This is a genomic window from Cylindrospermum sp. FACHB-282 (assembly GCF_014697195.1).
Classification (GTDB): domain Bacteria; phylum Cyanobacteriota; class Cyanobacteriia; order Cyanobacteriales; family Nostocaceae; genus Cylindrospermum.
Genome location: NZ_JACJRJ010000070.1, coordinates 1 through 25,681 on the forward strand (window position 1 = coordinate 1; position 25,681 = coordinate 25,681).

A 25,681-nucleotide genomic window follows, 5' to 3' on the forward strand; every position below is an offset into this window, starting at 1 on the left:
CATGCTCCCTTCTCTGGTGCTACGCACATTAGTCAGGGAACTGTCGTCAACTCACGCGCCATTCATCCCACGCTCCTAAGAGTGAGGCGTGGGGCTTCTGTCGGATAAGCTAAAACTCAGGATGTTAAGAAGGGTTTCGGAAATTTAGTGATTAGCCAAACTGCTGCCTATGGCTGTCGGTTGCTGTTCAAGGAGTTGAAAAAGGCGATCGCCACTAACTCAATCTAATTTTTAGGCGATCGCATCTTTTTCTAGTAGATTTGCATTAAAGGACTCCTCTAACTTGCCAGAGGAGTTTATCTGTACTATTTTAGCAACCTAAAGTGAAGAGGGGTTAGTCATACTATGAATGTTTATAATTTCTGCCTTACCAGACCCAAACTTCTGTTTAGCTCTGGACTTTTTTAATTTTTTATCGTAAAGTACGGTAAGTTGATAGAACTTATGTATTATCATGATAAACATCAAAACCACAGAGAATTTACCCAAAACACTATTGCAGAAGATTAGAGGTGGATCTTTCCTAGTCATTGGATATCTATTGTCACCATTATGCTGGTGGAATGACTTAGTATTCAATTTACCAATTGCTTATTTTTTTGGTTATGTTTGTAGTATTTTTGCCCCTAAATTACTGATGCCCTGTGTCATCATCGGTTACTGGCTATCTAATATTATTGGTATTCTCTTAATGCAAGCAGGTGCAATGGATGTTTTCCAAAAACAATCCCCAGACCGCAACCTAAAAAAAGAATTATTGACAGGTTTAGTATCTTCAACTGTATATACCTTTTTAATTGTGGCATTAATTCAGTTAAAAATTCTTGATACTCCTAATTTATTTTCGGGGAATTAAGAGGAAGTTTAGAAAGTCTAAATTCATACTTGCCATGGCGACTGGAAACATCCTGTTGCTCAATTCACGAGGCTTTTATCCCCTCACCATTAAGTAGCCGGGTGCAATTAAATTACTTTAATTTTAAAAGCTCATTCATATTCAAAAGCCTTGGAGCCTCCTTGGTCATAATTAAAGGTAATTTACCGTCCCATTTTTCTATGGCCTGTCTTTCTAAAATCTCATTAGTTAAACTCTCATGTAATAATCTGTTTACTTCTGCTTCTCCTTTAGCTAAATTAACTTCAGCCTCTGCTTCTTTTGCTGCTTTTAGTGCGACAAAATCTGCTCGTTTTGCATCTTGTTCTGCAATCTGTTTTGCCTCTACTGCTTCACTAAATTTATCTGAAAAATTGACATGAACTAGTGAAATATCGTCAACTGCAATATGATAGCCATGCAATCTTGTTATCAATGTATTATCAATTGCAGATTTTACTTCTCCTCGTTTTGTGACTATTTCTTCTGCTGTATATCTTGATATAACTGCTTTTAAAACTTCTTCTATTGCCGGATTAATAATTTTTTCAACTACGTCTTTTTCATCACCAATCTCTTGAAAAATTACATTAGTTTCTTCGGGTATAATATGCCAATTTAATGCTACATCTGCAAACACATCTTGTAAATCTTTAGAAGAAGCTCCAGCAGATATTTCTTGTTTTTGAATTCTCACACTGATTTTTTTGACTGTATTGACAACGGGAATTATGATATGTATCCCCTCTTGCAAAATAGTTTGTTCTACTCTGCCAAACTGCATTAATACACCTTTTTCTCCAGCATCTACTACCACAAAAGGTGTCAACAGAATTGTAATTAAAAATAAAAGTGCAGTTAATTTGCCAGCACTACTTGTAAGTTTAATTTGTTTCATATTTATCAACTGGCAAATTCATTAATAAATGTTTCTTGATCCTACATTGTTTTTGTGAATTGTAGCAGCAAGGCAATGCCCTGCTTGGTTTATTAATTAATATCTGGTTTTATCCGTGCAATTAACTCTTAATTCAGAACTTTGACATTCCTGATTTTTCAGCATCTGTCTACCAGCATCTCCAGGTTGGGAAATAAATAAACCTACCCCCACCATAGCTAGTGTAACAAAAATAGCTATCCCCAACAAAGTTAAGTGTTTTCTGCGTTTGCTAGCAGCAACAGAATTATCTATCCCAGTGATAGCATCAATCACCTGAATTTTCTTCAGCGCTGACAAAGCGACATATGCATTCCTATAACGACGTTTCCGGTTGCATTCCACCATTTTCTTCAACCATGATGCAAAACGGGGACTAAGTTGGGGAACTAATTTCTGGAAACTAAAGCGATAGTTATCATCAATTAACTTACCGATATCTACAGAACGGGTATTAGTGAGTAAGCAAATCAGTGTTGCCCCTAAACTATATAAATCTGACGCATCAGTGAGAACATGACCAAATTGTTCCTCCGGTGGCATGAAACCAGGAGTGCCTACTACAAAACTGCTGAGAGCCATTTTTGCACCCCTGAGTCGCGCCAAACCAAAATCAACTAGGTAAGCATTCAGTCGCTCATCCACCAAAATATTCTCTGGTTTGATATCCCGATGAATGATTGAGGGAACTTGCTTTTGCAGATAAACTAAAATTTCTAAAATTGACAGCGCAATCTGCTTAACTTCTTCAGGATGAAAGCTGCGCCTCAACCCTAATGATGGGGCATTCTTATATTCCTGCACCATATAAAAACCCCCAGGTAGTTCAAAAGAATCTACATAACGGGGAATACGGCAATGATTCAGTTGTTGCAGTATTTCAATTTCATGTTCATAAGGTTTCACACCTGACCAATCAGCAGCCATAGTAGCAAAACCAAACTCCTTAATCACCACTTTTTGATTCGAGTTGAGGGCATGAGCTAAGTAAGTAATACGTCCCCCTTCTCGGTTACGTCCTAGTTCGTGAATAACTTGATAGCCTAGCTTGGAAAAATCTGGATGGTGACTAAAAGCGCCTGAATCAGTAAACAAAAACTTACTCATTTCTAGCTAAAATTTCTCACTCAAAAGCTGGAAAAAACATCTGGGTAATACATCGCTTGTTGTATTTTTTAGGAAATAGCCAACGGTCTCTTATACCAATTCTATGCAAGGTGCAATTTAGAGAAAATGTCAGATATCCTCACCCAGATTGTTAGCCGCATTTATAACCTAACCACCCCAATTTACGTAGGCACAGAATTATTTCTTATATCTATTGCGACTTGACGCGAAATTCTCACCTCTGTGCTAGCCAATCGATAATCTGAGCATTGACAACCTCTGGAACTTCATCATGGGGACAATGTCCGGCGTTAGGAATAGGGACAATTTTGATGTCTTTGCCCTGATATTGGGCCTCCTGGTAAATCTTAGCCCCAGTAATCGGCGTCCAAGGATCATCAGCACCCCAAATTACTAGTAGAGGACGTTCTACTTTGGGCAATAGTTCCTTTGGACTTGGGCCGGGAGGTGCTGTGAGAATAGAGGCGAATACTTGTTGTGCTCCAGGATCGCAAGAGGGTGTATGAAGTAAATCAACTAATTCATCGGTGACCGCTTGGCGATCGCAGTAAACTTGGTAAAGGGTGCGGCGAATTTGAGATTTTTGGCGGATGCGGTTGTAGACAAATTTGCCTGTAATTGGATGACCTACCAACTTGTTAAAAGCTGCCATCACAATCCTTAGCGGCGGGTTTAATTCATCAGGACGATGACTCAATCCACCCGCAGAATTAATTAACACACCACCAGCAGCAATTTCCGGATGATTTGCCAATACCATCAAACTTAATAGTGCGCCGATGGAGTTGCCGATAAATATAGCTGGTTCGAGTATGTGTGCTGTCGAGAAATCTTTCAGCAATTCCACCCACACTTCCACGCTGTAATTAATGGGCGCTTTATCAGAACCACCAAAACCCAAAAGATCCAAGGCAAAAACTTGATACCCAGCATCTGCTAATACCGGGATATTTTTCCGCCAATGTCCAATGGAAGCACCAAAGCCGTGAACCAGCACTAGGGGACGTCCTGTACCCATGACAGTGTACTGAATTTTATGCCCTTGCCAAGTCCAAAGGAATTTTTCCAAGGTGACTGAAGGTGGCTGCTGGGTAGTTATATTCATTATTAAGATTCCTAAAGTATTATTTTCATATAGTAATCTTCATCTGAGCGAAAAGGAGTAGATTTTGGATCAGCAACCGCCAATTGTGGATAACTTTGATGAAACCCGACTCTGATGGCGATGCCAAGCCAGGGTATTGAAAATGACATCAAAATCTGATAGGATTATTAGCTGAAGAAAAAAACTTCTTTTAGTGTGCTAGTTTTACTTATTATTTTCAATAACTTGACCATAACAGCTACTCAATACAAGGACAGTGATACTACTAAAGAATGCCCAATTTTGGCTATTAGGAATAGGAGCTAGCTTAATATCTCTTTACCTAACTATAACCTGGAGAAATAGCACTACCGAGGTGTTTTTTCTCAATCTTCTATTTTTGGCATTTGTCTGTTTTACAGTCCAAGAAAAACGCGATATCTTAAATTTAGAAAGTGGAGTTTTTCCTAGTATCTTAGGTTGGTTACTGATTGCCGTAATATTTCTGACTAGTACATTGCCGCCGCCAAGTTTTGCTGGCTTATTGTTCATCTTCCCTTCGATTTCTGGCTTGGGACTTGCTTTTCTGGCTTCTGGCTTTAAGGGATTAAATCAATACAAAATAGAATTTTTGGCATTACTTTTTCTCAGCGCACACAGATTAGTATCCATAGTTTTTAAAGATATATCGCTGCTCACCGCTAAATTTTCTACTGCAATTCTTTGGTACACAGGCTTTAAAGTGACTCGTTCGGGTATCAATATTACACTCCCAACAGGGAGTATCAGTGTGATTTCTGACTGTGCTGGAATGGCGATGATCCTCAATTTGCTGGGATTAGCAGTACTTTTTATCTTAATTTTTAACCTAAATAGGCTACAAAAAACCCTTGTACCAATGGTAGCTGCGATTTTAGGATTCATAATCAACGGTGTAAGGGTTGCCCTCATGGCTATCCTAGTAGCACAAGGTGATAAGCAAGCATTTAACTACTGGCATTTTGGAGATGGTTCCCTAATATTTTCTCTGATTGCATCTCTATTTTTCGGCAGTTTCTGCTGGTTTTTACTCACGATAAATCAAGAAAAGAATCAAAATGCTACGGAGTTATAAAGGTGACCGCCTGGAAACAAGTCCGCATTCCACTTTTAGCTTTAACGTTTGTCACGGGACTTTTATTTGTGGGAAAAGTAACCCTACAACCCAACCTAGAGAACCCGAAAATTAAAGCCTTTGTTTTTCCAGAAGAAGTACCTTTAGCGCAATGGCAACCCAGCTTAACTGACCCCCTGAAAACACCAACTCTTGATCCTCCAGAACTATTGTCCCAAAAGCATTATCGATACATTGACAACAACCTATCTTTAGATATCGAAATGCGCTATTTGCATAATTTATCGAATGCAGATATTAGTTTACTCATCCAGCGATACACTTCCATCAAATCTTCTGCTATTATGCGTCAACAAGAGGGAATAGGCTACTACGGTTTGGGGGTAAACCAGCAGCAAGCCTATCTCAGTGCCTGTATCAACCCACGGGGTGGCAGCACCTTTACTCATAGTCAATTTAGAAACAATCGGTACTTAAAAGATGTCCGCTTTGGACGGATACTGCCTGTATTGCAAGGTCAAGAGGCACTTATAGACAAGCGTTGTCTCTGGGTGTTTATGTCAATTCCTTTACGAGATTCTTCACCTGAAGCTGCCTACCAAATACTGGAGAAAATTTGGATTCCTTGGTATAACTGGTGGCAACCCCGATTTCCTAAACCCTAATTTTTAAGTCAAAACAAATCCTTAAACTTATGCCTGAATTAGACATCTATAGATTGGTTGAAGTAGAACTCTTGAAATTGGGTAAATCACTAGAGTCTCTTACAGGGTTGATTGATATTTGGCGTTTGGTTGGCTACGGTCTGTTGCTATTAGTCTTTTTTGACATAGTTGAGATTTTCGTTCCACCAAACTTTATGAACCCGGTTTGGGAATTTCAAACAATGGGGTCTCTAGTAGAACGAGTTGCCGTACCGTTATTATCGCTATTGCTAATCTTTTCTGGAAAGCTGGAAAAAAGAGCTAAATGGGAACGTCCTCTCTTGGCGTTTTTCTCCTGGTTAACTTTGTTGGTTGGATTATTGTATATATTACTTATTCCTTTGGGAGTTACTAATACCGTACGGCTATATAATACCAATCTTGAGCAATTCAAGCGGGAATATAGCCAACAGGTGTCTCAAGCTAACCAAGTTGAAAAGCAGCTAAACGAAACTACACCCACACAATTAGAGAATCTTCTCAAGCGTCAAGGTCGCTCATTAGATGGTAGAGATCCTCAAGAATTAAAAACACAACTTCTCGCACAACTTGGTCAAGCCAAACAACAAATAAAGACCCAAGGAGAAGCAAGGAAATCTTCTGGGAATCTCAGGTTGCTTAAGAGTTCGGTGAAATGGAATTTAGGAGCTTTAGTTTCTGCGGCTTTGTTTATTACTATCTGGAAAAGAACTCGCTGGGCAAGAACACGTAGTTGATACTTAGGATAAGAATTGGGGTAAATGTTTAAAGTTTTATCAGTAGGGTTGCAACGCCTAGACAAGTAGAGTATTGTTGTGAAGTCCCAGTATTAGTAAATATCATGGTAACAACAAAATGCGTTTTTCCAGCCTTGAAAATAGGTGGACTGGTAGCGACTATTTCTCTGGCATCGCTAGTTATATCCCCAAAAGCCAACGCAGTCTTACTTTACAGTGATTCTGATTCCTTCAGTAACAGAAAAACCGAACTTAATGGAACAGCCCCATTAACAGTGGATAAGTATAATGGGACAGGAACAGTAGATCAAATAATTATTACATTATTCGGTCAGTTCACTAGCTCTGGAAATCTAACGAACAATGCCGTTGACCCTCAGGACTTTGATGTTTCTCTCACTGGCCGATTAAGATTTACTCCAGCGACTGGTTCTCCTTCGGCGCTAGTTGCCACAAATGTTATCGCCTCAGGTACGTCAATCGGGACAGCACAGAGTTATACGAATATTGCTCCTGGCGCTCAAGTGACCTTCCCTACCCAAACGGCTAGTAACACATACTCACTTACGATTACTGATCTTACAGAAATCAGCCAATTTTTAGGATCAGGTACTTTTAGTTATAATCCCAGCAGCGCAATTGGTACTTTGGTTGATGGTGGTGGTGGTAACATTGCTGCCAACATTTCCACCTTTGCAGACGCAACTCTCTCAGTCGAATATAATGGCACCGCAGCTGGAACAGAGGTTCCAGAACCCTCTAGTATTCTCGGTATCCTAGCACTGACAGGCTCTGGCGCCGCGATGATGAGAAAGTTTAAGAGTCTCGTAAAACTAAATTGAACAACTTAACTCATTTTGGTTAATAGGTACAGAAGCTAGTTAGTAACAGCCTATCAGAAAAATCTCAAGACCTTAAGATAGAGAATTAAACTAGTGGCTAGCTGCACAAATCGCAAATAATTCTCTGCAAGCTAATCAGCAAATGTTCTGTTCTTACTTTGCCCGCAATACTTCGTGTTCAACGATAACAATATCTCAGCACCACTGCTAATGGAATGCTCTGTGCATCTGTGAGCAGTTTTTGCTTTTGGAAACAGAGCAGGTCTCTATGGCAAAAGTAGCTAACCGCTACTGAGTTTGCTGCGACTCAGGTATATATGGAAATATTTGTTACAGCCTGCGATGAAGATAATACTTTATAATGTAAACGAAATTTTACAAAATTAGTTACGTCCTTTAGCTTTCCCATCGTCGGGAAAAATTTACTGTTTCCGAGGCTGTAGAGTAGCATAAAAGTACAAAATTTCCTGGTGTGGCGGTTCATAGAGATGATTTTAAAGTTTATGCAATATGCCAGAGATGTTGGGTTATTTAGGCATTAGCAGAATTATCGGGATGTAGTTTTCACGTAGACCAAGAGATTAATTTAAGTTGGGGAACATTGTCGCCCATTTAACCATCAAGTCTGTTGGTACGGTGTGAGATGAAATAATGAATCCAAGTTATCTAGCTCATGTGAGCAAAATCGTTGTTGCAGCTGCTTCTGTCGTCATGTTTTCGCCGATCGCTTCTACCTTTGCAGCAACAGGTGTATCTACTAAAAGTGAATTCACCCTTAGTAATTCAACTGGGCAACAACTTTTAGCTGATAAGAAGGACGACGACGATGATAAGAAAGGCCGCAGCCGAGGTTACAAGGGGAAAAGTACAGGCTTTAGCTTAGGTATTTGGCAACCTGCCGGAACTTTTACAGATGTGATTGCCCGTGTTTCTCTCAAGGGTAAACATGGCAAGAAATATCACAAAGAACGGTTTTTGGGTGATTACAAGTACAAAATTAAGCAAAAAATCAAATTTGTTAAGGGATTTAAAGCAGGCGATCGCGTTGTTGTCCGACTGTACGATACTCAAAACCGCTTTATTGGCTATAGCGAATTTGAATGTTTGGCGGCCAACTCTACAGTTAACCTGATTTTGTCTGCCAATCCCACAGAATATCGAGTTGTTCGCACTGTTTATGGTGTTGATGCTGACGAAGACGGCATGGTTGATACTGGGACAACCACCTACGACTACTTCAGCCAAGTTAGCAACCAAAGCGTTAGTTTCCTTAGCAGTTCCCAAACTGTCAAGGTTAGTCAGTTCCAAGCTGAAGGTTATTCAACAGTTGCGAAAACCAGCGTTTATCCCGTCTCTTACACCAAGGGTGAGTACACTTTAGTGCGTCAGTCAATTAACGCCTTTAGTTCTAACTTGGCTGAGGCTTTAAGAGCTACTCCTGGTAGTTTGGTGCAGCTGACTGAAGTTAGCGATAACTCCAGCTATGAACTTAGCCAGTTGTTAAGCTCTTATCGCCAGGTGGGTGTATCTAAAGGCGTCCAGGTGGCATTTTCTGATGTCTCTCAAGACTACTGGGCTAAAGATTTTATTGGTGAATTGGCAGCGATGGAAGTGATTGAAGGCTTCCCCGATGGCACTTTCCGTCCTGATGCGCCGGTGACTCGCGCTCAATTCTCTGCACTGCTGCGGAAAGCATATAGCAAAAATAAGGTTCGTCAAGCGATCGCCTTTCGGGATGTCTCTAGCCAAAATTGGGCTTACAATGCCATCCGCGAAACTTATGAAATGGGCTTTTTAAACACCGTTGCCAGTCGGGAATTTAACCCCAGCCAAAGCCTGACTCGCTTAGAAGTTTTGGTAGCATTAGCACGGGGACTGAATTTTCAATCCAGTAGTTCAACTACAAATATTTTGTCTGTTTACAGCGATGCTACTTCCATTAGTAGCGAATACCGCAGTCTGATAGCTGCCATGACTGAACGTGGTGTAATTGTCAACTATCCCGATGTGAAGTTGCTGAATGCTGAACGGGTAGCAACTAGAGCAGAAGTCTGCGCTTTACTATACAAATCATTAGTCAGCACAGGGGATGCAACGGATATATCCTCGCAATACGCAGTGGCAGAAACACAGCCACAAGCAGAAGTTGAGCAGCGGACTGGAACTGAACGGATGGAAACGGGAGGGGAACGGGAACGCGTCAAACCTCAGCGTCGCAATTGTAACCAAGGAATTGGTAATGGTGCAGAAGGATGTGATCCTGGCAATTCCCGCCCCCACGGTGGTAGCAACGACGAAGGCGGCCGGACTCCTGGTGGCAAAAAATAATCTCCCAATTTGTTTTGAGTTGTAGAGTAGACAACAAAATATCAACAATTAATTCAGCTTCATAGCTGAATTTTTTTGGTTATTTTTTTGGACAAAAACTTCACTCACAGGGTAGGGAATTTGAATTTCTTCTTGCTGATAGCGTTTGTGCAATTTTTTAATTAATAGATGTTTCCCCATCCGCTGGTCAAAGTATTCATTAACGCGCATATAAAGCGTAAAATCTATACTAAAATCGCTAAAGGTGTGAAATCTCATATACGGCTCATTTGCTATTAATTCCGAGGCAATTTCTTGCATTACTTCTTTGGCAACTTCTACAGTTACCCTTTCCACTAACTCCAAGTCACTATCGTAACTGACACCTACATTTATTGTTAAAGTTATTTCCTTTGCAGGTAGATGATAATTGGTGAAAATTGACGAACCTAGCTTAGAATTGGGGACAATTATCACATTATTAGAAATTTCTTTGATGCTAGTATTCCGCCAGCTAATATCCAGAACATAACCCTCATGACCTCCATCCAACTTTACATAATCCCCAGTTCTTACTTGCTGAGAAACAATTAGGTAAAAGCCAGAAAACAAATTTGCTAATGTGTCTTGTAGTGCTAAACCTACCGCTAAACCACCAATTCCTAAAGTTGTGATTATCGGTGTAATTTGAATACCTAGGGTTTGCAGTAGGATTAAAGTACCCAAAATTAAAACCCCAGTTTTAGCCAGGTTAGAAATTAGTGATGCTGAAATCCCTTCCGCGCGGTGAATAAATAAATTCACAAAACCAGCCGTCAGCCTAGCCAAGACTAACGTCACTGAATACAGCAAAATAATAGTCAGAACCTTTTGCAGAACTTGGGCAATATCTGGCTTGAGGGGAGAACTGAGAATTGCCCAGAAAAAACCAGCAACCACAAACCAAATAAAAGTCATGCGGTGCAGGGAATGAAATATAATTTCACTACCAGGAATTTGTTGTTTAGCAACAAATAATTTCAGCTTTTTGAAGATTAGCTTTTCGCCAATTACCCCAGCCAGTAAGCCAGCCAGGATAAATCCAGCAGGTAAAATCCATTGAATCATAGTAAATTTTTGATAGGGGATTATTAAGTTATGGTACTCAACAGCAGTGAATCATGCTGGCTAAATTTTACCTCGTTATAGGAATCCTAAATGAGTTATAAACATCTCTTCTTTCTCTAACTCTGCGACCTCTGCGTCTCTGCGGTTTGTTTAAATAAAACTGATTACAAATAAAATAGGATTTCTATAGCAGTCAAGGTATCTTTGAGAATTACTCAGAATCAAGGTAAATTTTACTTCTAGCCATAGCGTCATATCCGGTAAAGTGAGAATATAGTTTTTACCAAAAAATTGTATGCATACTAGGGATTTATCAAGAAAATTATTTGCCAGGGTAGGGGCAGTAAATCTACCTGGATAATTAGTTGCTTTGGCGACTGAATAAAAATATATAAATTAGTTTCCAGTTTAAACAAATCCTGGGTGAGTCTGATTTGTCAACTCAACCTTAGTTATTAATGACTTGTAAATCTTTTAGCGTTAGAAATGGATTTGCCAATTATTTACCATCCAGATTATATTGCCCCACTACCAGAAGGGCATCGCTTCCCGATGTCCAAGTTTCGACAACTCTATGAATTGCTGTTAGCTGATGGAGTGGCCCATCAAGAACAATTTTATGCCCCTGAACGCCCAACCCAAGATTTGATTGAGTTAGTTCACACGCCAAACTATGTTCAAGCTTATTGTGAGGGAACCCTAGAACCTAAAGCACAGCGGCGGATTGGGTTACCTTGGAGTCCAGCCCTGGTAAATCGTACCTGTGTAGCGGTTGGTGGTACAATACTGACTGCCAAGCTAGCTCTAAGTCAGGGTTTAGCTTGCAATACTGCTGGTGGGACTCATCATGCCTTTCCCAGTTATGGATCTGGTTTTTGTATTTTCAACGATTTAGCGATCGCCTCCCGCGTTTTGCAACAACTGGGAATAGTCCAGAAAATCTTGATTGTAGACTTAGATGTTCATCAAGGGGACGGTACAGCTTTTATTTTCCAAGATGACAAAAGTGTTTTCACCTTCTCAATGCACTGCGAAGTAAATTTTCCCGGCACCAAGCAAAACAGCGATCTCGATGTTCCCCTCACAGAAGGCATGGAAGACGACGCCTATTTGCAAACTTTAGCGAAATACTTACCAGATTTATTGTCTGATGTCAAGCCAGATTTAGTAATTTATGATGCAGGGGTTGATCCACACATAGGCGATCGCCTCGGCAAATTAGCCCTCACCGACACAGGCATTTTCCGCCGGGAAATGCAGGTTCTCACTACCTGTGTGAGTGCCGGATATGCCGTAGCTTGCGTCATCGGTGGCGGTTATGCTGAAGAGATGAAATCCCTCGTCTGGCGTCACTCCCTACTACATCGCGCCGCCAGTCAGGTTTATCAGCAATATAGACTTTAGAGAAAACGTTGTGGACAGCAGTGGATGAACAACACCAAAGTCAGAATCTCCGAACTATCAAAAGAACTAAACTTAGACACCAAAGAACTATTAGCAATTTGCGATCAACTAAACATAGCAGTCAAAACTCAACGCAGCACCATCTCAGAATCTGAAGCAGAAAATATTCGTATAGCAACCAAGCAACCAGCAAATACTAAAAACATGAAAATAGATTCTGAAGATTGGGGCTATATGTTCGTAGGGGCGACAATTGACCGATTAATCCAGAATTTAGAAGGCGAAACAGCCCTGAAATCATATCCCGAATTTCGAGAACGGCGAGAGCGTGCCCACGAGTTAATGTTTGAATGTGTCGGTCAAAAACCTGGCATTTTCTATGTGCGTCGCCAGGGTTCTGGAAAAGAACCAGGGGAAGAAATTTGGAATTTAACAATAGCCACAGACAGAGATGATTTTCAACTACCCCCAAGACTGAAGGAATTAAGAAAAACCTTAGGATTCACAGTAGCTGTAAACAAAAATGGACAACCCGGTTTAAAACTCCTCTCGGCTCATTTACTCCAAACCTCACGTGGTAATGCTGATGCCTATGCCCTAGCTTATCGGATGCGCCTTTTACCTAATCATCATCATCAAATCGGCATTCCAGCAAAAGCATTAGCACGCATAGCCACCATGCCAGTCTGCGGTAATCATGTACCAACAGAAGATCAGTTACAAGCTTGGAAAGGCTTTTTGCAAATTGAAGAAAAAATTGCTAAAGCCCGCCAATTTTGTGTATCTTACATCAGCTATAAACACGACTTTAAAAGGCAGATTAGTTTTGAAATTAATGTCACCTCCGCCACCCTTGACGGTAACGATGAAAATTTATTAGAAGTAGCGAACTTCTGGGAACGAGCAAAACGCACAAGAAACGAAGACATAAAGCTATTCGAGACTGCTCCCAAAGGCAAAGACTGGCAGAACGCCCGCCAAATAGGCACTATTGAAGAAGTAGACCCCAAGCGTTCCATCATCCGCGTCAGGCTAGAACGGGAATTAGCTGACTACATAGCAACAGAACGTTATCAGCTACCAACCACCGGATTTTTATTTTTCGAGGCTGTTGGTGAAATTAAACAAATTCAGCGTAAGAAAAAAGCCTTAGACGACTTAAATAATGGTCGCACTCAAAACCCTTATTTAGGTAACTTCTTATTTGATGCTTCCCAAGCCAGACGAATCAAAAAAATTGTTGAACTTCAACCAGAAGATTTATTATTATCCTCCGCTAACCCCGGTCAAAAAGCAGCAGTTGAGAAAGTACTAGCAGCAGAAGATTTAGTTCTTATTCAAGGGCCACCAGGTACAGGTAAAACTACCGTAATAGCCGAGATTTGTTATCAAATAGCCCGTCAGGGTGGACGCACCTTAATCGCCTCACAAGCCAATTTAGCAGTCGATAACGCCCTGAGTCGATTAGTTCATAACCCAGTGATTCGGGCTGTACGCAAGGGAAGAGCCGAAAAAGTTGGGGAAGAAGGACAGCCATTTTTAGAAGATCAAGTAATAGGCAGATGGCTAGAAAATACCGCGACTGACTGCGAAGATAGTCTCAGCCAACGCCGCGAAAATATCCAGATTTTCAGTCAATTACTGGCATCGACACCAAGATTCACAGATTACTTTCAAGCAGAGGAAGAATTCACTCAACAACAAAATAAATTAAAGAAAAATAAGTTAAAGCTAGAGACAAACTGTAAAATTGAAGAAAAAGCTTACAGCGAATTAGCAGCCCAACAGAACGAGGTTGAATCCCTAATTACAAATTTGCAAAATTTGCTAAAAACTGCACCAAATGTAAACTGGGAATCTCCAGAAGTTAAAAACTTTTTACCCCGTCTTCAACCATATACAGAAGGCAATAATCAAGTAGAAAAATTTTGGGAAAATGTTCATCAAGCCATTAAGTATACTGATGAACTTGGCTTTGTTCGTCCTGCCTGTGGTGTATTTGGGTTAGCAGTTTGGTTGAGTGAGACTGTAGCAACAGAAATTTCTCAATTTATAACCGCTCTTACTTCTGCTCAAAATGCGACTGAAGCCATGTCTGAAGTTGCCGCATTGGTACAAGTTTTTAAACAGCATTCTACCTCTTTAAATCAGCTACAAGCAAATTATCAGCCAATTCTGAATAAACAGCAAAACCTACAGCAAACAATCCAGATTTGGGAAAACCGCAAACGAGAAATTGATTATATTATCTCAGCAGTTTTAGAATGGAAGTCTACAGCATCTTCTCATCTGTATCAAGTTTTAAAAGATTGTCAACAATCTAATTTACCATTAACAGAAAACCTGGTGGATTTACCAGTGGGGCTATTAATGTTTGCCAATACATTAAAATTGCCAATTTTGCCCAAAGGTTACACCATAAATCTGCCAGAATGGGAGCTATTGACAAAGGCAATCTCTTATGAAATGGAGGGAGGTTTTACTGACAGACGGGGTAAGCAGCATAATTTTAGTTATTTTTTACAACAAAATTTTAGTCAGATTCCAATGGTGCTAGGAAAAAGCGATCGCACTCAATGGAAAGAAATTGCTCAACAGTTTAGCAATTATCAACTACTCACCCCAAAACAGCGAAAATTACTAGTTGAGAATACCCAGCTTTTTTTAGTGAGAATACAGAAAACTTACAGTGCAGCTTATGAATGGAATAACATCGACTCTACCCTCACACGAATTACACAAGAATTAGTAGAAACCATCCTGGCAAATGCGCGTCAATGCGTTTTAAAAATCAAAACTGAAACAGAACAACAGCTTCAAAATCTGCAACGACAATTAGATGAATTTCAGAAAAATGAAATCATCCAACAGCAAATATTTAGTATTCAACATCAAATAGAAAAAGTCCAGCAAGATGCTAGTGTGAAACTGGAACAAGTTATTAATATCTTGCAAAAACTTAGCCAAGAGCAAAACATACCCGCTCAATTACGCATTCTCACCGAAGAATATCTCGCAACTCAATCAAAAATTTGGGAACAACCTGAAGAATTTTCAAAGCAAATCCATTCTTGGGAAATTGGCATCAGTCAGCTTGAAACCTTGATTTCATCATTAGATTCTTTTGCTGTGCTAGAGACGATTAAAAATTGTTTAAATGAGCATCTATCAAAGCTAAAACAAGAAACTACAAGTTCTCTACAGCAACTTGAAATAATCCAAATTAAAATAAGTGAATTAGCACAAAAATTAAAACTCCAGCCATCAGAAAAATTAATAGAAGAAAGAAACTGGTGGCTGACAGAATGGCAAAGGATACCTGATAAATTTAAACCAGATATTTCTGATGATGACTTATTTAATCTGAAACTTTTACGCAGCATTAAAAATCAGTTCGATTCTTGCCAAAAGCAAATGGAAGAAGAAGAAACTTATCTCAATAGATATCAGCACTTTGTCCAAGATTGGATTGCTAAACTCCGTAATCCTTCAGAACGAGATCAGCAAGATTTAAGGCGAATTTATCTAGATAATGCTAATGTCGTAGGTATCACTTGCGTTCAAGCTGCAAATTATAATTTCTCTGAAGAATTCAAATATTTTGATGTCGTCATCATTGATGAAGTCAGTAAATGTACTCCACCAGAGTTATTAATCCCTGCCTTAAAAGGCAAAAAGTTAGTTATGGTAGGAGATCATCGACAGTTACCACCTATGGTTGATACGAGAACTTTAGAAGAACTTGCTCAAGAAATTGGTAGCGGCAGAGAAGAACTGAAATTTTTAGAAGAATCTCTATTTAAAATCCAGTTTGAAACTGCTGATGAAAGCATCAAGCAAATGCTAACTACACAATATCGAATGCACCCGTTTATTATGGGTGCAATCAATCAATTTTATAATGGTAAACTAAAATGTGGCATTTTGGAGCCTGACAGCAAACGCGCTCATCATCTAGCCGGGAAAATTATCCAAGAACATCACCATATTAATTGGGTGAAAATGCCTGGAGGAAAAGAATTTCAAGAGCAAAGAGAGGGAACTTCGTTCTTTAATATTCAAGAAATTGATGTTATTGAACGTCTCTGTCAGCAATTTGAGAATACTTGGAGTTCTAGAGTTGCTAATGGTGAATCACTAAAAGAAATCGCCGTGATTACATTTTATGGTTCTCAATTGAGAAAAATTGATGAACGTCTGCAATCGGAAATGTTCCCTTCATTGCAAATTCGTACTGGCACAGTTGACCAATTTCAAGGTATGGAAAGACCTGTTGTAATTGTGAGTATGGTTCGCAATAATAGTCAGGGAGATGTGGGATTTGCTAAAAAGCCGGAACGGGTTAACGTTGCCTTTTCTCGCGCTCAAGAATTACTAATAATTGTCGGTTGTCACGATTTATTTACCTGTAAACCAGGCATAGCCGGCAGTATGTACTCTGAAGTTGCAAACATTGTTAGTCGTCATGGAGGGTTCATTGATGTTTCTCGCGTCTGCAACTAAACCTATTGATGATGTTCTCAAAAATGCGGTGGAGAAAATTGAAGCGCAAAGTTCTAGTTTGTCGGTTTTAGCAGCGCGTCAATTTCGCTATAATTTGCGTCAAAATGCTGTTGAGTTAAATATTAAAGAACCGCGTCAATTTAATGTCCTGGAAGAATTTATTATCCGGGCTGGTATTGAATTTGAACCGCCACCTACAGCGGATGAATTAGCGTCTGTACTTGGGCTGGATTCGGTATTTGTCAAAAGTACGATCGCCACTCTCCAGACTTTACAAACTTTAGCAGTAGCATCTCCAATTACAGTCACTTCTGAAGGGCGATCATTTTATGAAAAAGGTACTGTACCTCAGCCACCATACTCTGTACAAGTTTATGCTATTACTGACCCCTTAGGCGGAAATATCAGTTTTCAGTCTGAATCTTTAAATGATGCCACAGTAAATTTGCCTGATTTGGCAAAATATGTAACTATTAATCATAAAATTTCTGATATCTCTTCTTTATCGCTTGAGGTATTACAGCAAAAACTTCTGGAATCAGATTTAGGATTACATCTGCCAGAAGAGGGGAAAGTTGTTACTTCTTTTCGGGTATTAGCTCCGACTCAAACTATTTGGAAAACCATCTCGCTTTTTGTTATTTTTGATGCCCTTGAAGATAAGTTGAGCATTCAACTAAGACAAGGTAAGCGAATTTTAGAGGAGGCATCAAACTGGCTAGAAGGGCTGCAAAATGAAGGTAAAATTTCTTTGCAAGCATTGTGTGAATTGTCAAATGAAACCATCAACTTTGAGCGTGAGGCGATTCTTAATCAAAAAAATGCTGAAATAGAATCAAGACTCGAAAAGGTTCGCCAAATAGCGGTAGAAACTACACAGGATAATTTACCAGTAACAGGTACGGCGGTGCAGTTACGTGATGGACAAATTGCTGAAGCTTTTTTAGAAGTTTTAAATTCGGCTAAACATCAGATTCTGATTTATTCTCCTTGGGTGAGTCAAGCTGTTGTAGATGACAAATTTTTAGCTTTGCTACAGCAATTGGTTAATCGTGGGGTGGGGATTTTGATTGGACATGGAATTGCACGACGACAAGAAGATGAAGCAAGACCAATTCCACCAGAAATAGAGGCAAAATTGAAAGCAGTAAAAACACCTGAGGGTTTACCTGGTGTACAGGTTTTCTGGTTGGGAGATTCCCATGTTAAAGAAGTCATAGTTGATCAAAGAATCCACCTCTGCGGTTCTCATAACTGGCTTTCCTATCGCGGTGACTATTTACCGCGAGGTGAGTCAGTTTATCAAGTTACAATTGCTGATCAAGTCCAGGAAGCATATCAATTTCTCGCTGAACGCTGCCAAAATCACGCCCAGAAATTATGGTCAAATGCTGTAGAAAGCGGCGATTTTCAACTGGCTGTGGAGACTCTTTGCATTTGGGGTGCTCTGGGTATGGAAGATGTCGCACTTACAGCGATACAGCAGCATAACTGGCTAGAACTTTTGCCTGTGTGGCTCAATGTGGTGCTTCAGGGGTTAAGGTCGAATAATATACCTGCTGATTCCGCAAGTTTAAAAACAGCGCTTTCGTTGCTGAGTCAGGTTGGAGATGAAGCGGCTTTTATTGAGCCATTGCGGCGGGGGTGGCGTCAAGTTATGAGTACGATGGCGATGATCGCCATTAACAATCGTGAAACTGCTCTAAATTTACTCAGCAATGAAGTATGGGTGCAATTTCTCCGTCTCAATATTGCCCAAGAGAGTGATTCACCCGATAAATTTATATCATCGCCTCCTGCACCTCAAAAGCCAGAGAAGAAGGGAACCGGGACAAAAAAACGGGGCGGTGACTAATAATTCTAGTACTTACACAATAACTCTCTCAAAACTTCTTCCTTTGCGTCCTTTGCGCCCTTTGCGGTTCGTTAATGATTTTGTCTAAGTCCTAGATTCTTAACTTGTTATCCACTTAAATATAGATGCAAAAATCCGTCACATTCGATACAATTTATTAGCCCAAGAGCGCCGAGGAGAAGAACGTGGTCTTAACAAAAGGCTTTGAGATCGAGATGTATACTGGCACGCCTCAAGGAGAAATCGTCGGTCTCTCCGATAAAATTATCGCGGCGTTGGATGGATTTATGCGGGAGCCAGATAGCCGTAACGTAGAATACATAACCAGTCCATCCAGTAGTTATGAAAATCAATTGTGTGGCTTGCTGCGTCCCCGGCGGACTTTGCGAAACTATCTCCAACGCTTGGGCGATTATACTTTGATACCGGGGAGTACTCTGTCTTTGGGTGGGAGCGATCGCTTTTTCCGTTCCGATCCGACTAATATCTATCACGACTACATTGAGCAAAGCTACGGAACAAAGGTAGTCACCGCCAGCGTCCATATTAATATTGGCATCAGCGACCCAGAAGTATTAATGCGGGCTTGTCGGGTAATTCGTTTGGAAGCACCTTTATTCCTCGCCCTCAGCGCCTCATCGCCCTTCCTAGATGGCAAAGCTACCGGCTATCACTCTACCCGTTGGGGTCTTTTCCCCCAAACACCCTCCCGTGTGCCATTATTTGCCAGTCATGCCGATCATATTCAATGGGTGGAAGCACAACTGGCTGCGGGTACAATGCAAAATGTGCGGCATTTGTGGTCATCGGTGCGACCAAATGGCGATCGCCGTCCTGATGATTTGAATCGTCTGGAACTAAGAATTTGTGATTTAGTCACAGATCCTATTGCTTTGTTAGCGATTACCGCCTTGCTAGAAGCCCGATTGTTACAGATCATTGACAACCCCAACATCGATCCCTTAACCCAAAGCAGCTTCTCCCCAGAAGAACTGATTACTTTGACGGCTAGCAACGAAGCAGCAGCGGCTACTGCTAGTCTCGATGCTCAGTTACAGCATTGGCAAGATGGTAGAAGTGTGATCGCCAGAGATTGGATTGGGGAACTTTATCAAGATGTTTGGGCGATCGCCAAACAACAAGGCTTTAGCTGTTTTCTTTCTCCTTTACAGAAAATTCTCCGGGAAGGCAATCAAGCTCAACAGTGGTTACAGTTGCACACCATCGGTTTTGACACCCAGCGCGTCATCACCCAAGCTATTATTGCCGCACAAGAACGGGAAATAGAACTAGAAGACAAGTTGTGTTCGTCTTTATTGGCATAAGACCATAACCGCCGTCTTTCTTTAAATGTTAAATTTTTCTAGAGACGTAATTAAGCAAAAATACTCTCAAATATTGTGGTGAGGGTATTTTTGCTTAGTTTAAAAAATCTAATGTATAGCATTTGCTTGACAGTTATTAATAAAACCTATGAATAGCCTCTATCCGTGGGTAGATTTTGCCACTACGATTTAGATTGTTTTATCACATACATAATTTCTACTTACCATGGCTCAGGTAGTTTTAGTCAACCCACAAATTCCTCCTAATACTGGCAATATCGCTCGTACCTGCGCGGCTACAGGTACAGAGTTACATTTGGTGGGCCCTTTGGGGTTTGAAATTAGCGATCGCTACCTCAAAAGAGCGGGTTTAGATTACTGGCCTTATGTCAAGCTGCACTATCACGAATCCCTAGAAGCCTTTAAAAACATCCATCACCAGCGCGGCGGTAGATGGTTAGGCTTCACCGTCGGCGGCAGTCGTAATTATGCTAGCTTTCAGTTTCAAGCTGATGATTGGCTACTGTTTGGCAGCGAAACCACAGGTTTACCAACAACCTTGCTGGCAGCTTGCGACAGTACCCTCTATATTCCTATGGCTGAACCAGGGGTTCGCAGCTTGAATCTGTCAGTAAGTGTGGCTGTAGGCTTGTTTGAAGCCCGTCGTCAGTTAGGTTATTTACAAGGATAGCCTAAGTAATTTAGGTATAAAGCCTGGAAAAAAGCCCTGATAATATCAATTTAACAGGGAAAATTTCCCATAATTTTTCCCAGAAATTCACAGACAAAAATGTTACTTAATATACTATGAGTTTCGATAATTCACAATTTTTAGGTAAAAAATACTTACTAGCCTGTCCAGGCTAATATAAGAAATTTGTATATAAAGTACGAGACCTTTTCAAATTTAAATGATAGATTTTGATGAATTTAAATTGTTTCTAGCAAAAAAGAAAATTGCTAAAAGCCTTTTTGGTAAAGCATTAAGGCTATCTTTAGTCAATTAGCACTAAAAAAGAGTGCAAAAGTAGCTGGAAATTGATACGGTTGTTTTTTAGGGAATAATCAACGTAAAGTCTCGTGTTAGTAAGACTGATTGCGTAAAAATATCTTGAAGATATCTACAGCAGGGATCATTACTTTTCCAGAAGTTTGAGCGACTTAATTGCTAGCAGTGAGAGTAGACTTGGCAAAGCTATACATCAAATTTGTCCAACTCCCCACTCTGAAAGCAAAACAGGCGTAGACAACTAACTGTTAAGAGTAAAAATCCCTAGGTTGTGAGGAGTGATTGAGACAGGTATGCACAGAAAATTTAAGATTTACTAACGGGTGTAAACTTGTTTAAATCAGAGAAGCAGGTTAATCTTGCGTAAGCATCTCTGGTGAGTGTGATCTTGATCTATAGTTCGATGTGATCTAAATAATTGACTAGAATCAAACTGATAAATCGAGATCAGTTAAGCGCTAGTGATCATAGGAGGTCGTCTTTGAAACGAGCATTGAAAAAGAGAGTGAAGGCTGTGTTGAAAAATAACCCCAGCAATGATGAGGCCCCGGTAGAGCATTTAAATGTGATTAATCCCAAAGTAAACCGCCGGGCGCGAACCCAAGCCGCGATGATTGGCTTGGCAATCTCAATGGGAGCAACCAGCCTTTTGGTGACTCGACAAAGCGATCAAGCCCAAGCAGCAGACCCCGTAGGCAGTCAAAAGGCAGCCTCAACAATTCCTGCCGCAACTGAGCCTGAGGTGAAATTTGCCACCACCAAGCTGGAATCAAGCGCCGTTTCATCAGCGAGCGTGCCTGAAAATCCTGTCATAGTGGAACCAACGGCAGTTTCACAAGTGCCTGGGCTTGAAGCTAAATGGCAAATTGCCGCCAATGGTATGGCTGTGCAAGTTCCTGCATCAGAAGCAATTTCCCGATTAAAAGTAGCTGACAAGAATGCTGTCTACTTACAGCCCCAAGTGCCACAAGGACTGAACAATACTATAGTTCAGGGCACAATACCAACAACCAACAATCTGTCTGAGAAATTACAACAATTTTCTAGCCCCAAGGTTGTTGCTGGTGATAAAACTACATCCCTGACTGTGGAAGCAGCGAACACAGCCAGTAGTGAAGTTAATGCACAACTGAAGGCACAGCAAGAGTTCGCCCTGAATCGCTTACAGGAAAAATCGAACCGTTTAAGAAATAGCTTGGCTCAGTTGCAGTCTGGGGAGACTAAAAACTTATCACAACCTGGTATTGGATTGGCACAGCCGAAGACTGTAGTCAAAAACGCTGTAATAGCACAGCCAGAATCTATTACTGATGGCAGCAAATCCAGCCTGATATCCAGGTTAAAACAGAACCAAGAAACGAGTGCGGCGATGCAGCAATTACCAACGCTAGCACCAGCTACACCAAAAGTTGCCCCATCATCGGCTCCCACAGCCTACGAAGTTAAGCCTGGAGATACCTTAGCAGCGATCGCTAAAAATTACGGTACTTCAGTCTCAGAACTAATTAAGTCCAATAATCTGGACAACCCCAATCAACTGCAAATCAACCAAAAACTGATTATTCCTGTTGCTGGGTTAGAACGTAGCACTGTCAAAGAGCCAACAGTAGCGATTAAGCCCACCGTTGTCCAGTCTAACGGTACTTGGACTGTAGCCACTCCCTCTATCAATGCAAATGCGGCTAGTGTCAGCGCTAATCAACCTGTTGCTTCACAGTTACCAGTTATTGCCAACAACAGCAATGTTACCGTCCCTACACAAGTAGCTGCAAATAATCAGATTCAGGTAAATACTGCTACTGCGATTCGGGCGATCGCACCAGAAACAGCCCCCACCCCTGATAACTCCTATGGTGTCGGCGGTGATACCCCAGTACCAAAGGCGTTTACCGAATATCAGCTGGCTCAGAAACCAACTCAAAAGGTAGCCCAGGGAAAAAGTAATGAGCGGCTCCGCAGCTTACAAGCAGAAATTGAGAGATTGCGGCAGAAATACCGCGCTCAACAGTCTGGTATAGCCACACCAGAAGTAACGGAAATCGGTACTGCTGCAAACGATAGTGATAGTGTAGCAATCCAGATTCCTGTTGTGAGAACCAGTAATTTCACGGAATCCCGACCATTCACCCAACGGAATGCGGTGCAGATTCCCGTTCCGCAACCGATTCTGCCCACCTATAGCGCTCAACCAATGAAGCCGCTATTCCGTGCTACTCAACCCACCAACGAGCCAATCAACCCAGAGTTTCTGCCAAATCAAGCAGCTTCTGGGTGGACTCCCTACCGCAACCCCTCTCGCCCCAGGTTAGCAACACCTCCTAGGGGTGTAAACGCTGCTGATTCCCTAGGAAAAATGCGGGGAACAACTGTTTCTCCACAGTTACCACCTTTGGCAGCAGTTGATCAATACCTCCCCAGAGCGATTGACCCAGCGGCTACACCCAACCCCTCTAGCTTCTCCACCGCTTACATTTGGCCAGCAAAAGGTGTTCTCACCTCTGGCTATGGCTGGCGCTGGGGCAGAATGCACAAGGGTATTGATATTGCTAACTCCACTGGTACACCTATTTATGCAGCCTCTGAGGGTGTAGTAGAAAAAGCCGGCTGGAACAACGGTGGCTACGGCAACCTCGTTGATATCCGCCATCCTGACGGCAGCTTGACTCGCTACGGCCACAACAGCCGAATTTTGGTGCAAGTAGGTCAACAGGTGCAGCAAGGACAAACAATTGCTGCCATGGGTAGCACTGGCTTCAGCACTGGGCCCCACACCCACTTTGAAGTCCATCCAGCAGGCAAGAAGGCGGTTAACCCCATCGCCTTCCTGCCTGCTCGCCTGTAATTTCTATCTGTTGACAACTTAATAATTGTCTTGTTCTTTGAGGGAGTTTATCTCCCTCTTTTATTTTATTTAGACAAAAATTTTGGACTTGGGAATTGCCACCGCCAAATTTGTATGCTATCTTAATAGAAGTTGATAAAACAACATGGCTCAGTAGCTCAGTTGGTTAGAGTACGGGACTCATAAGCCTGGGGTCGTCAGTTCAAATCTGACCTGAGCCATTTAAAAAATTCAGTCTTAGCAAAGATTCAAGCCGATAGTCAAAGTTTTATAGACTATATGGCTTTTTGTTGTAAATACCTTAATCCTACAGGTAGAGATGTTGTATGCAACGTCTCTACAGGTTGGAATGGTCTTTATAAATTAGTAGATTTATTGACGATAACTTCCAACTCATTCTGCACGCGCTCAAGTTCTTGGCGTTTTTGATAAATAAATACCTTTTCAGTCTCGCGTTGTTCTAAAGTTTCTTGGTGGACTTTTTCTTGTTTTTCTATCAAGATTTCATACAATGAAATTGCTTCTTTAATCACTTTACTAGCTGCTTCAAAGCGATTATCGAAAACTGTGTTAATAATTTCTTGGGTTGTTTGATAAACTTTATTCTGCGATTGTTCACGAAATTTTTTCAGTCCTGTTTGACAAATTGTTGTCTTGATTTTGGTATGTATCCCATCTATATCTAGCATACCTAAGCCAAGTGAACTAGCAATTGCAGCAGCAACAGCAGCAACAGTAATTACAATAAATCCAATCCCTGTAAAAAATATTAATGCAGCAGCTAAAGCACCACCTATTCCTAAACCTCCACCTATTCCTCCAAAACCCATAAAGTCAGCATTTAAACCTGTGATAGAGATATTAATTTGCTTGCTAAAATTAGTTTTTATTTGTTGATCTAGCTTGTGAAATTCCCCTTCAATTTTATCTAATTCATAGGTTATATAGGCACTTAACGATTCAAGAGATTTTTGCAAAATTTGTTCTTTTAATATTTGATTTCCCCATACATCTATATCTCTCATTAATTCGTTTGTAAATTGATTGGTATAATCTTTAATAAGTTTGTCTTGACTAAATACTGGACTATGTGTAGAAGACCATTGCTTGCTTTTTTCAAGTATGCGTCTTTCTAATCCTTGATTCCATTCATCCCAAGATTTCTTAGCCTGTTCAATAACAGGTTTTCTCTTTTCTTCTACTAAATTAAAAATTCTGATATCACAGCCACTAGCATCACCTATTTTTTCCAATATTTCTAGCTTTTGAGCTTCGGAAATTTGAATTTTACCTTCTAAAGTTTGCTCAGATTGAGATAGACCATTTAAAGCTTTTTGAATTACTCTATTTATTTGCTCAACAGATTGCTGAATTTTTACCTTTCCACTTTCAAGAGTTAGAAATATTTCAAGGGATTGAGTAAAAAGTTGGAAAGATTTTAAATACTCATCTTCAACTCCCTTTAACATTGCATCTAACGCAGCTTGAGCAGAAATAAAATGAACACGGTTCTCACCTGAAACTATAGGATTTTGACCACTCACAAACCTTTCAATTCTCTGTTTTACTTGCTCAATGCCTTTTTCTGTTCGCACTAAATCCATAAAATTACCTACTACAAAAAGATTATGAGCAGGTTCATTTTGTTTGCCATAATTTAGTTTGGTTTTCAAGTCTTGAAGTAGTTCACGTTCTCCCTGAGTTAAAGAACGAGAAGCGTTAGTTAAGAAAATAGCTGCATCAGTATCTTGAAGAATTTTTTGAGTAATTATAGTTCGGTCTATTTGTTCGTTTAATCCTGGTGAATCTATAATTTCGGCTCTTCAGTACTTGTTATGCCAAAATAATAAGCTAAACCCAATTTAATAAACATCTAACTCTAAAGTTTTCAAAATTTCTAAATCCATAACCAGAACGTTTAATCAGCTTA

At 40.6% G+C, this 25,681-nt stretch carries 18 protein-coding genes and 1 tRNA gene; 13 read left to right on the forward strand and 6 right to left on the reverse strand.

Annotation, left to right across the window (positions count from 1 at the left end):
• Window positions 1–454: 454 nt before the first annotated feature.
• The gene (locus tag H6G32_RS24450; protein ID WP_190463059.1) at window positions 455–856 is read left to right on the forward strand and encodes a hypothetical protein; all 402 of its coding nucleotides are present in this window, start codon (window positions 455–457) and stop codon (window positions 854–856) included.
• 112 nt (window positions 857–968) lie between these two features.
• Here H6G32_RS24450 and H6G32_RS24455 read toward each other — a convergent pair whose 3' ends face one another.
• From H6G32_RS24455 to H6G32_RS24465, 3 genes are all read right to left on the reverse strand, one after another.
• Complete coding sequence (locus tag H6G32_RS24455; RefSeq protein ID WP_190463061.1) at window positions 969–1,772, reverse strand: prohibitin family protein; 804 nt, start codon at window positions 1,770–1,772, stop codon at window positions 969–971.
• Between the two features lie 96 nt (window positions 1,773–1,868).
• Window positions 1,869–2,918, reverse strand: a complete 1,050-nt coding sequence (locus H6G32_RS24460; RefSeq protein ID WP_190463063.1) for a serine/threonine protein kinase — start codon at window positions 2,916–2,918, stop codon at window positions 1,869–1,871.
• A 235-nt stretch (window positions 2,919–3,153) separates the two neighbouring features.
• The gene (locus tag H6G32_RS24465) at window positions 3,154–4,044 is read right to left on the reverse strand and encodes an alpha/beta fold hydrolase (RefSeq protein ID WP_190463065.1); all 891 of its coding nucleotides are present in this window, start codon (window positions 4,042–4,044) and stop codon (window positions 3,154–3,156) included.
• A 256-nt stretch (window positions 4,045–4,300) separates the two neighbouring features.
• Here H6G32_RS24465 and crtA point away from each other — a divergent pair, with 256 nt between their 5' ends.
• The 5 genes from crtA to H6G32_RS24490 all read left to right on the forward strand — a co-directional run bounded on the left by crtA (window position 4,301) and on the right by H6G32_RS24490 (window position 9,727).
• Window positions 4,301–5,137 carry a cyanoexosortase A gene (crtA, locus tag H6G32_RS24470; protein WP_190463067.1) on the forward strand — a complete coding sequence of 279 codons (837 nt, stop codon included), beginning with the start codon at window positions 4,301–4,303 and terminating at the stop codon, window positions 5,135–5,137.
• 2 nt (window positions 5,138–5,139) lie between these two features.
• Entirely contained in the window at window positions 5,140–5,802 is a 663-nt protein-coding gene (locus tag H6G32_RS24475) for a cyanoexosortase A system-associated protein (RefSeq protein ID WP_190463069.1), read from the forward strand.
• A 29-nt stretch (window positions 5,803–5,831) separates the two neighbouring features.
• Window positions 5,832–6,557 carry an HpsJ-like protein, cyanoexosortase A-associated gene (gene hpsJ-A / locus H6G32_RS24480; protein ID WP_190463070.1) on the forward strand — a complete coding sequence of 242 codons (726 nt, stop codon included), beginning with the start codon at window positions 5,832–5,834 and terminating at the stop codon, window positions 6,555–6,557.
• Window positions 6,558–6,661: 104 nt separating this feature from the next.
• Window positions 6,662–7,399, forward strand: coding sequence for a choice-of-anchor E domain-containing protein (locus H6G32_RS24485; RefSeq protein WP_190463092.1), 738 nt, complete (start codon window positions 6,662–6,664; stop codon window positions 7,397–7,399).
• A 651-nt stretch (window positions 7,400–8,050) separates the two neighbouring features.
• The gene (locus H6G32_RS24490; protein ID WP_190463072.1) at window positions 8,051–9,727 is read left to right on the forward strand and encodes an S-layer homology domain-containing protein; all 1,677 of its coding nucleotides are present in this window, start codon (window positions 8,051–8,053) and stop codon (window positions 9,725–9,727) included.
• 48 nt (window positions 9,728–9,775) lie between these two features.
• Here the strand turns inward: H6G32_RS24490 and H6G32_RS24495 are convergent, their stop codons facing one another.
• Window positions 9,776–10,813, reverse strand: coding sequence for a mechanosensitive ion channel family protein (locus H6G32_RS24495; protein ID WP_190463075.1), 1,038 nt, complete (start codon window positions 10,811–10,813; stop codon window positions 9,776–9,778).
• 486 nt (window positions 10,814–11,299) lie between these two features.
• Here H6G32_RS24495 and H6G32_RS24500 point away from each other — a divergent pair, with 486 nt between their 5' ends.
• The 7 genes from H6G32_RS24500 (at window position 11,300) to H6G32_RS24530 (ending at window position 23,972) form a co-directional block, all read left to right on the forward strand.
• A complete protein-coding gene (locus H6G32_RS24500; protein WP_190463077.1) occupies window positions 11,300–12,217 on the forward strand; it encodes a histone deacetylase family protein in 918 nt (305 codons plus the stop codon).
• 24 nt (window positions 12,218–12,241) lie between these two features.
• Window positions 12,242–16,720 carry a translation initiation factor IF-2 N-terminal domain-containing protein gene (locus H6G32_RS24505; RefSeq protein WP_190463079.1) on the forward strand — a complete coding sequence of 1,493 codons (4,479 nt, stop codon included), beginning with the start codon at window positions 12,242–12,244 and terminating at the stop codon, window positions 16,718–16,720.
• Entirely contained in the window at window positions 16,698–18,575 is a 1,878-nt protein-coding gene (locus H6G32_RS24510; protein ID WP_190463081.1) for a hypothetical protein, read from the forward strand. The genes H6G32_RS24505 and H6G32_RS24510 overlap by 23 nt, the downstream gene beginning before the upstream one ends.
• A 185-nt stretch (window positions 18,576–18,760) precedes the next feature.
• Window positions 18,761–19,900 (forward strand): glutamate--cysteine ligase, encoded by a 1,140-nt coding sequence (gshA, locus tag H6G32_RS24515; RefSeq protein ID WP_190463083.1) that lies wholly within the window; start codon window positions 18,761–18,763, stop codon window positions 19,898–19,900.
• Between the two features lie 226 nt (window positions 19,901–20,126).
• Entirely contained in the window at window positions 20,127–20,591 is a 465-nt protein-coding gene (locus tag H6G32_RS24520; RefSeq protein WP_190463086.1) for a tRNA (cytidine(34)-2'-O)-methyltransferase, read from the forward strand.
• A gap of 799 nt (window positions 20,592–21,390) precedes the next feature.
• Entirely contained in the window at window positions 21,391–23,751 is a 2,361-nt protein-coding gene (locus H6G32_RS24525) for a peptidoglycan DD-metalloendopeptidase family protein (protein WP_190463087.1), read from the forward strand.
• Window positions 23,752–23,898: 147 nt separating this feature from the next.
• A tRNA-Met gene (locus H6G32_RS24530) sits at window positions 23,899–23,972 on the forward strand.
• A 135-nt stretch (window positions 23,973–24,107) separates the two neighbouring features.
• Here the strand turns inward: H6G32_RS24530 and H6G32_RS24535 are convergent.
• On the reverse strand, window positions 24,108–25,424 hold the full coding sequence (locus tag H6G32_RS24535; RefSeq protein ID WP_190463090.1) for a hypothetical protein: 1,317 nt from the start codon (window positions 25,422–25,424) through the stop codon (window positions 24,108–24,110).
• 178 nt (window positions 25,425–25,602) lie between these two features.
• A partial coding sequence (locus H6G32_RS27500; RefSeq protein ID WP_190462299.1) for a transposase occupies window positions 25,603–25,681 on the reverse strand: 79 nt, incomplete at its 5' end.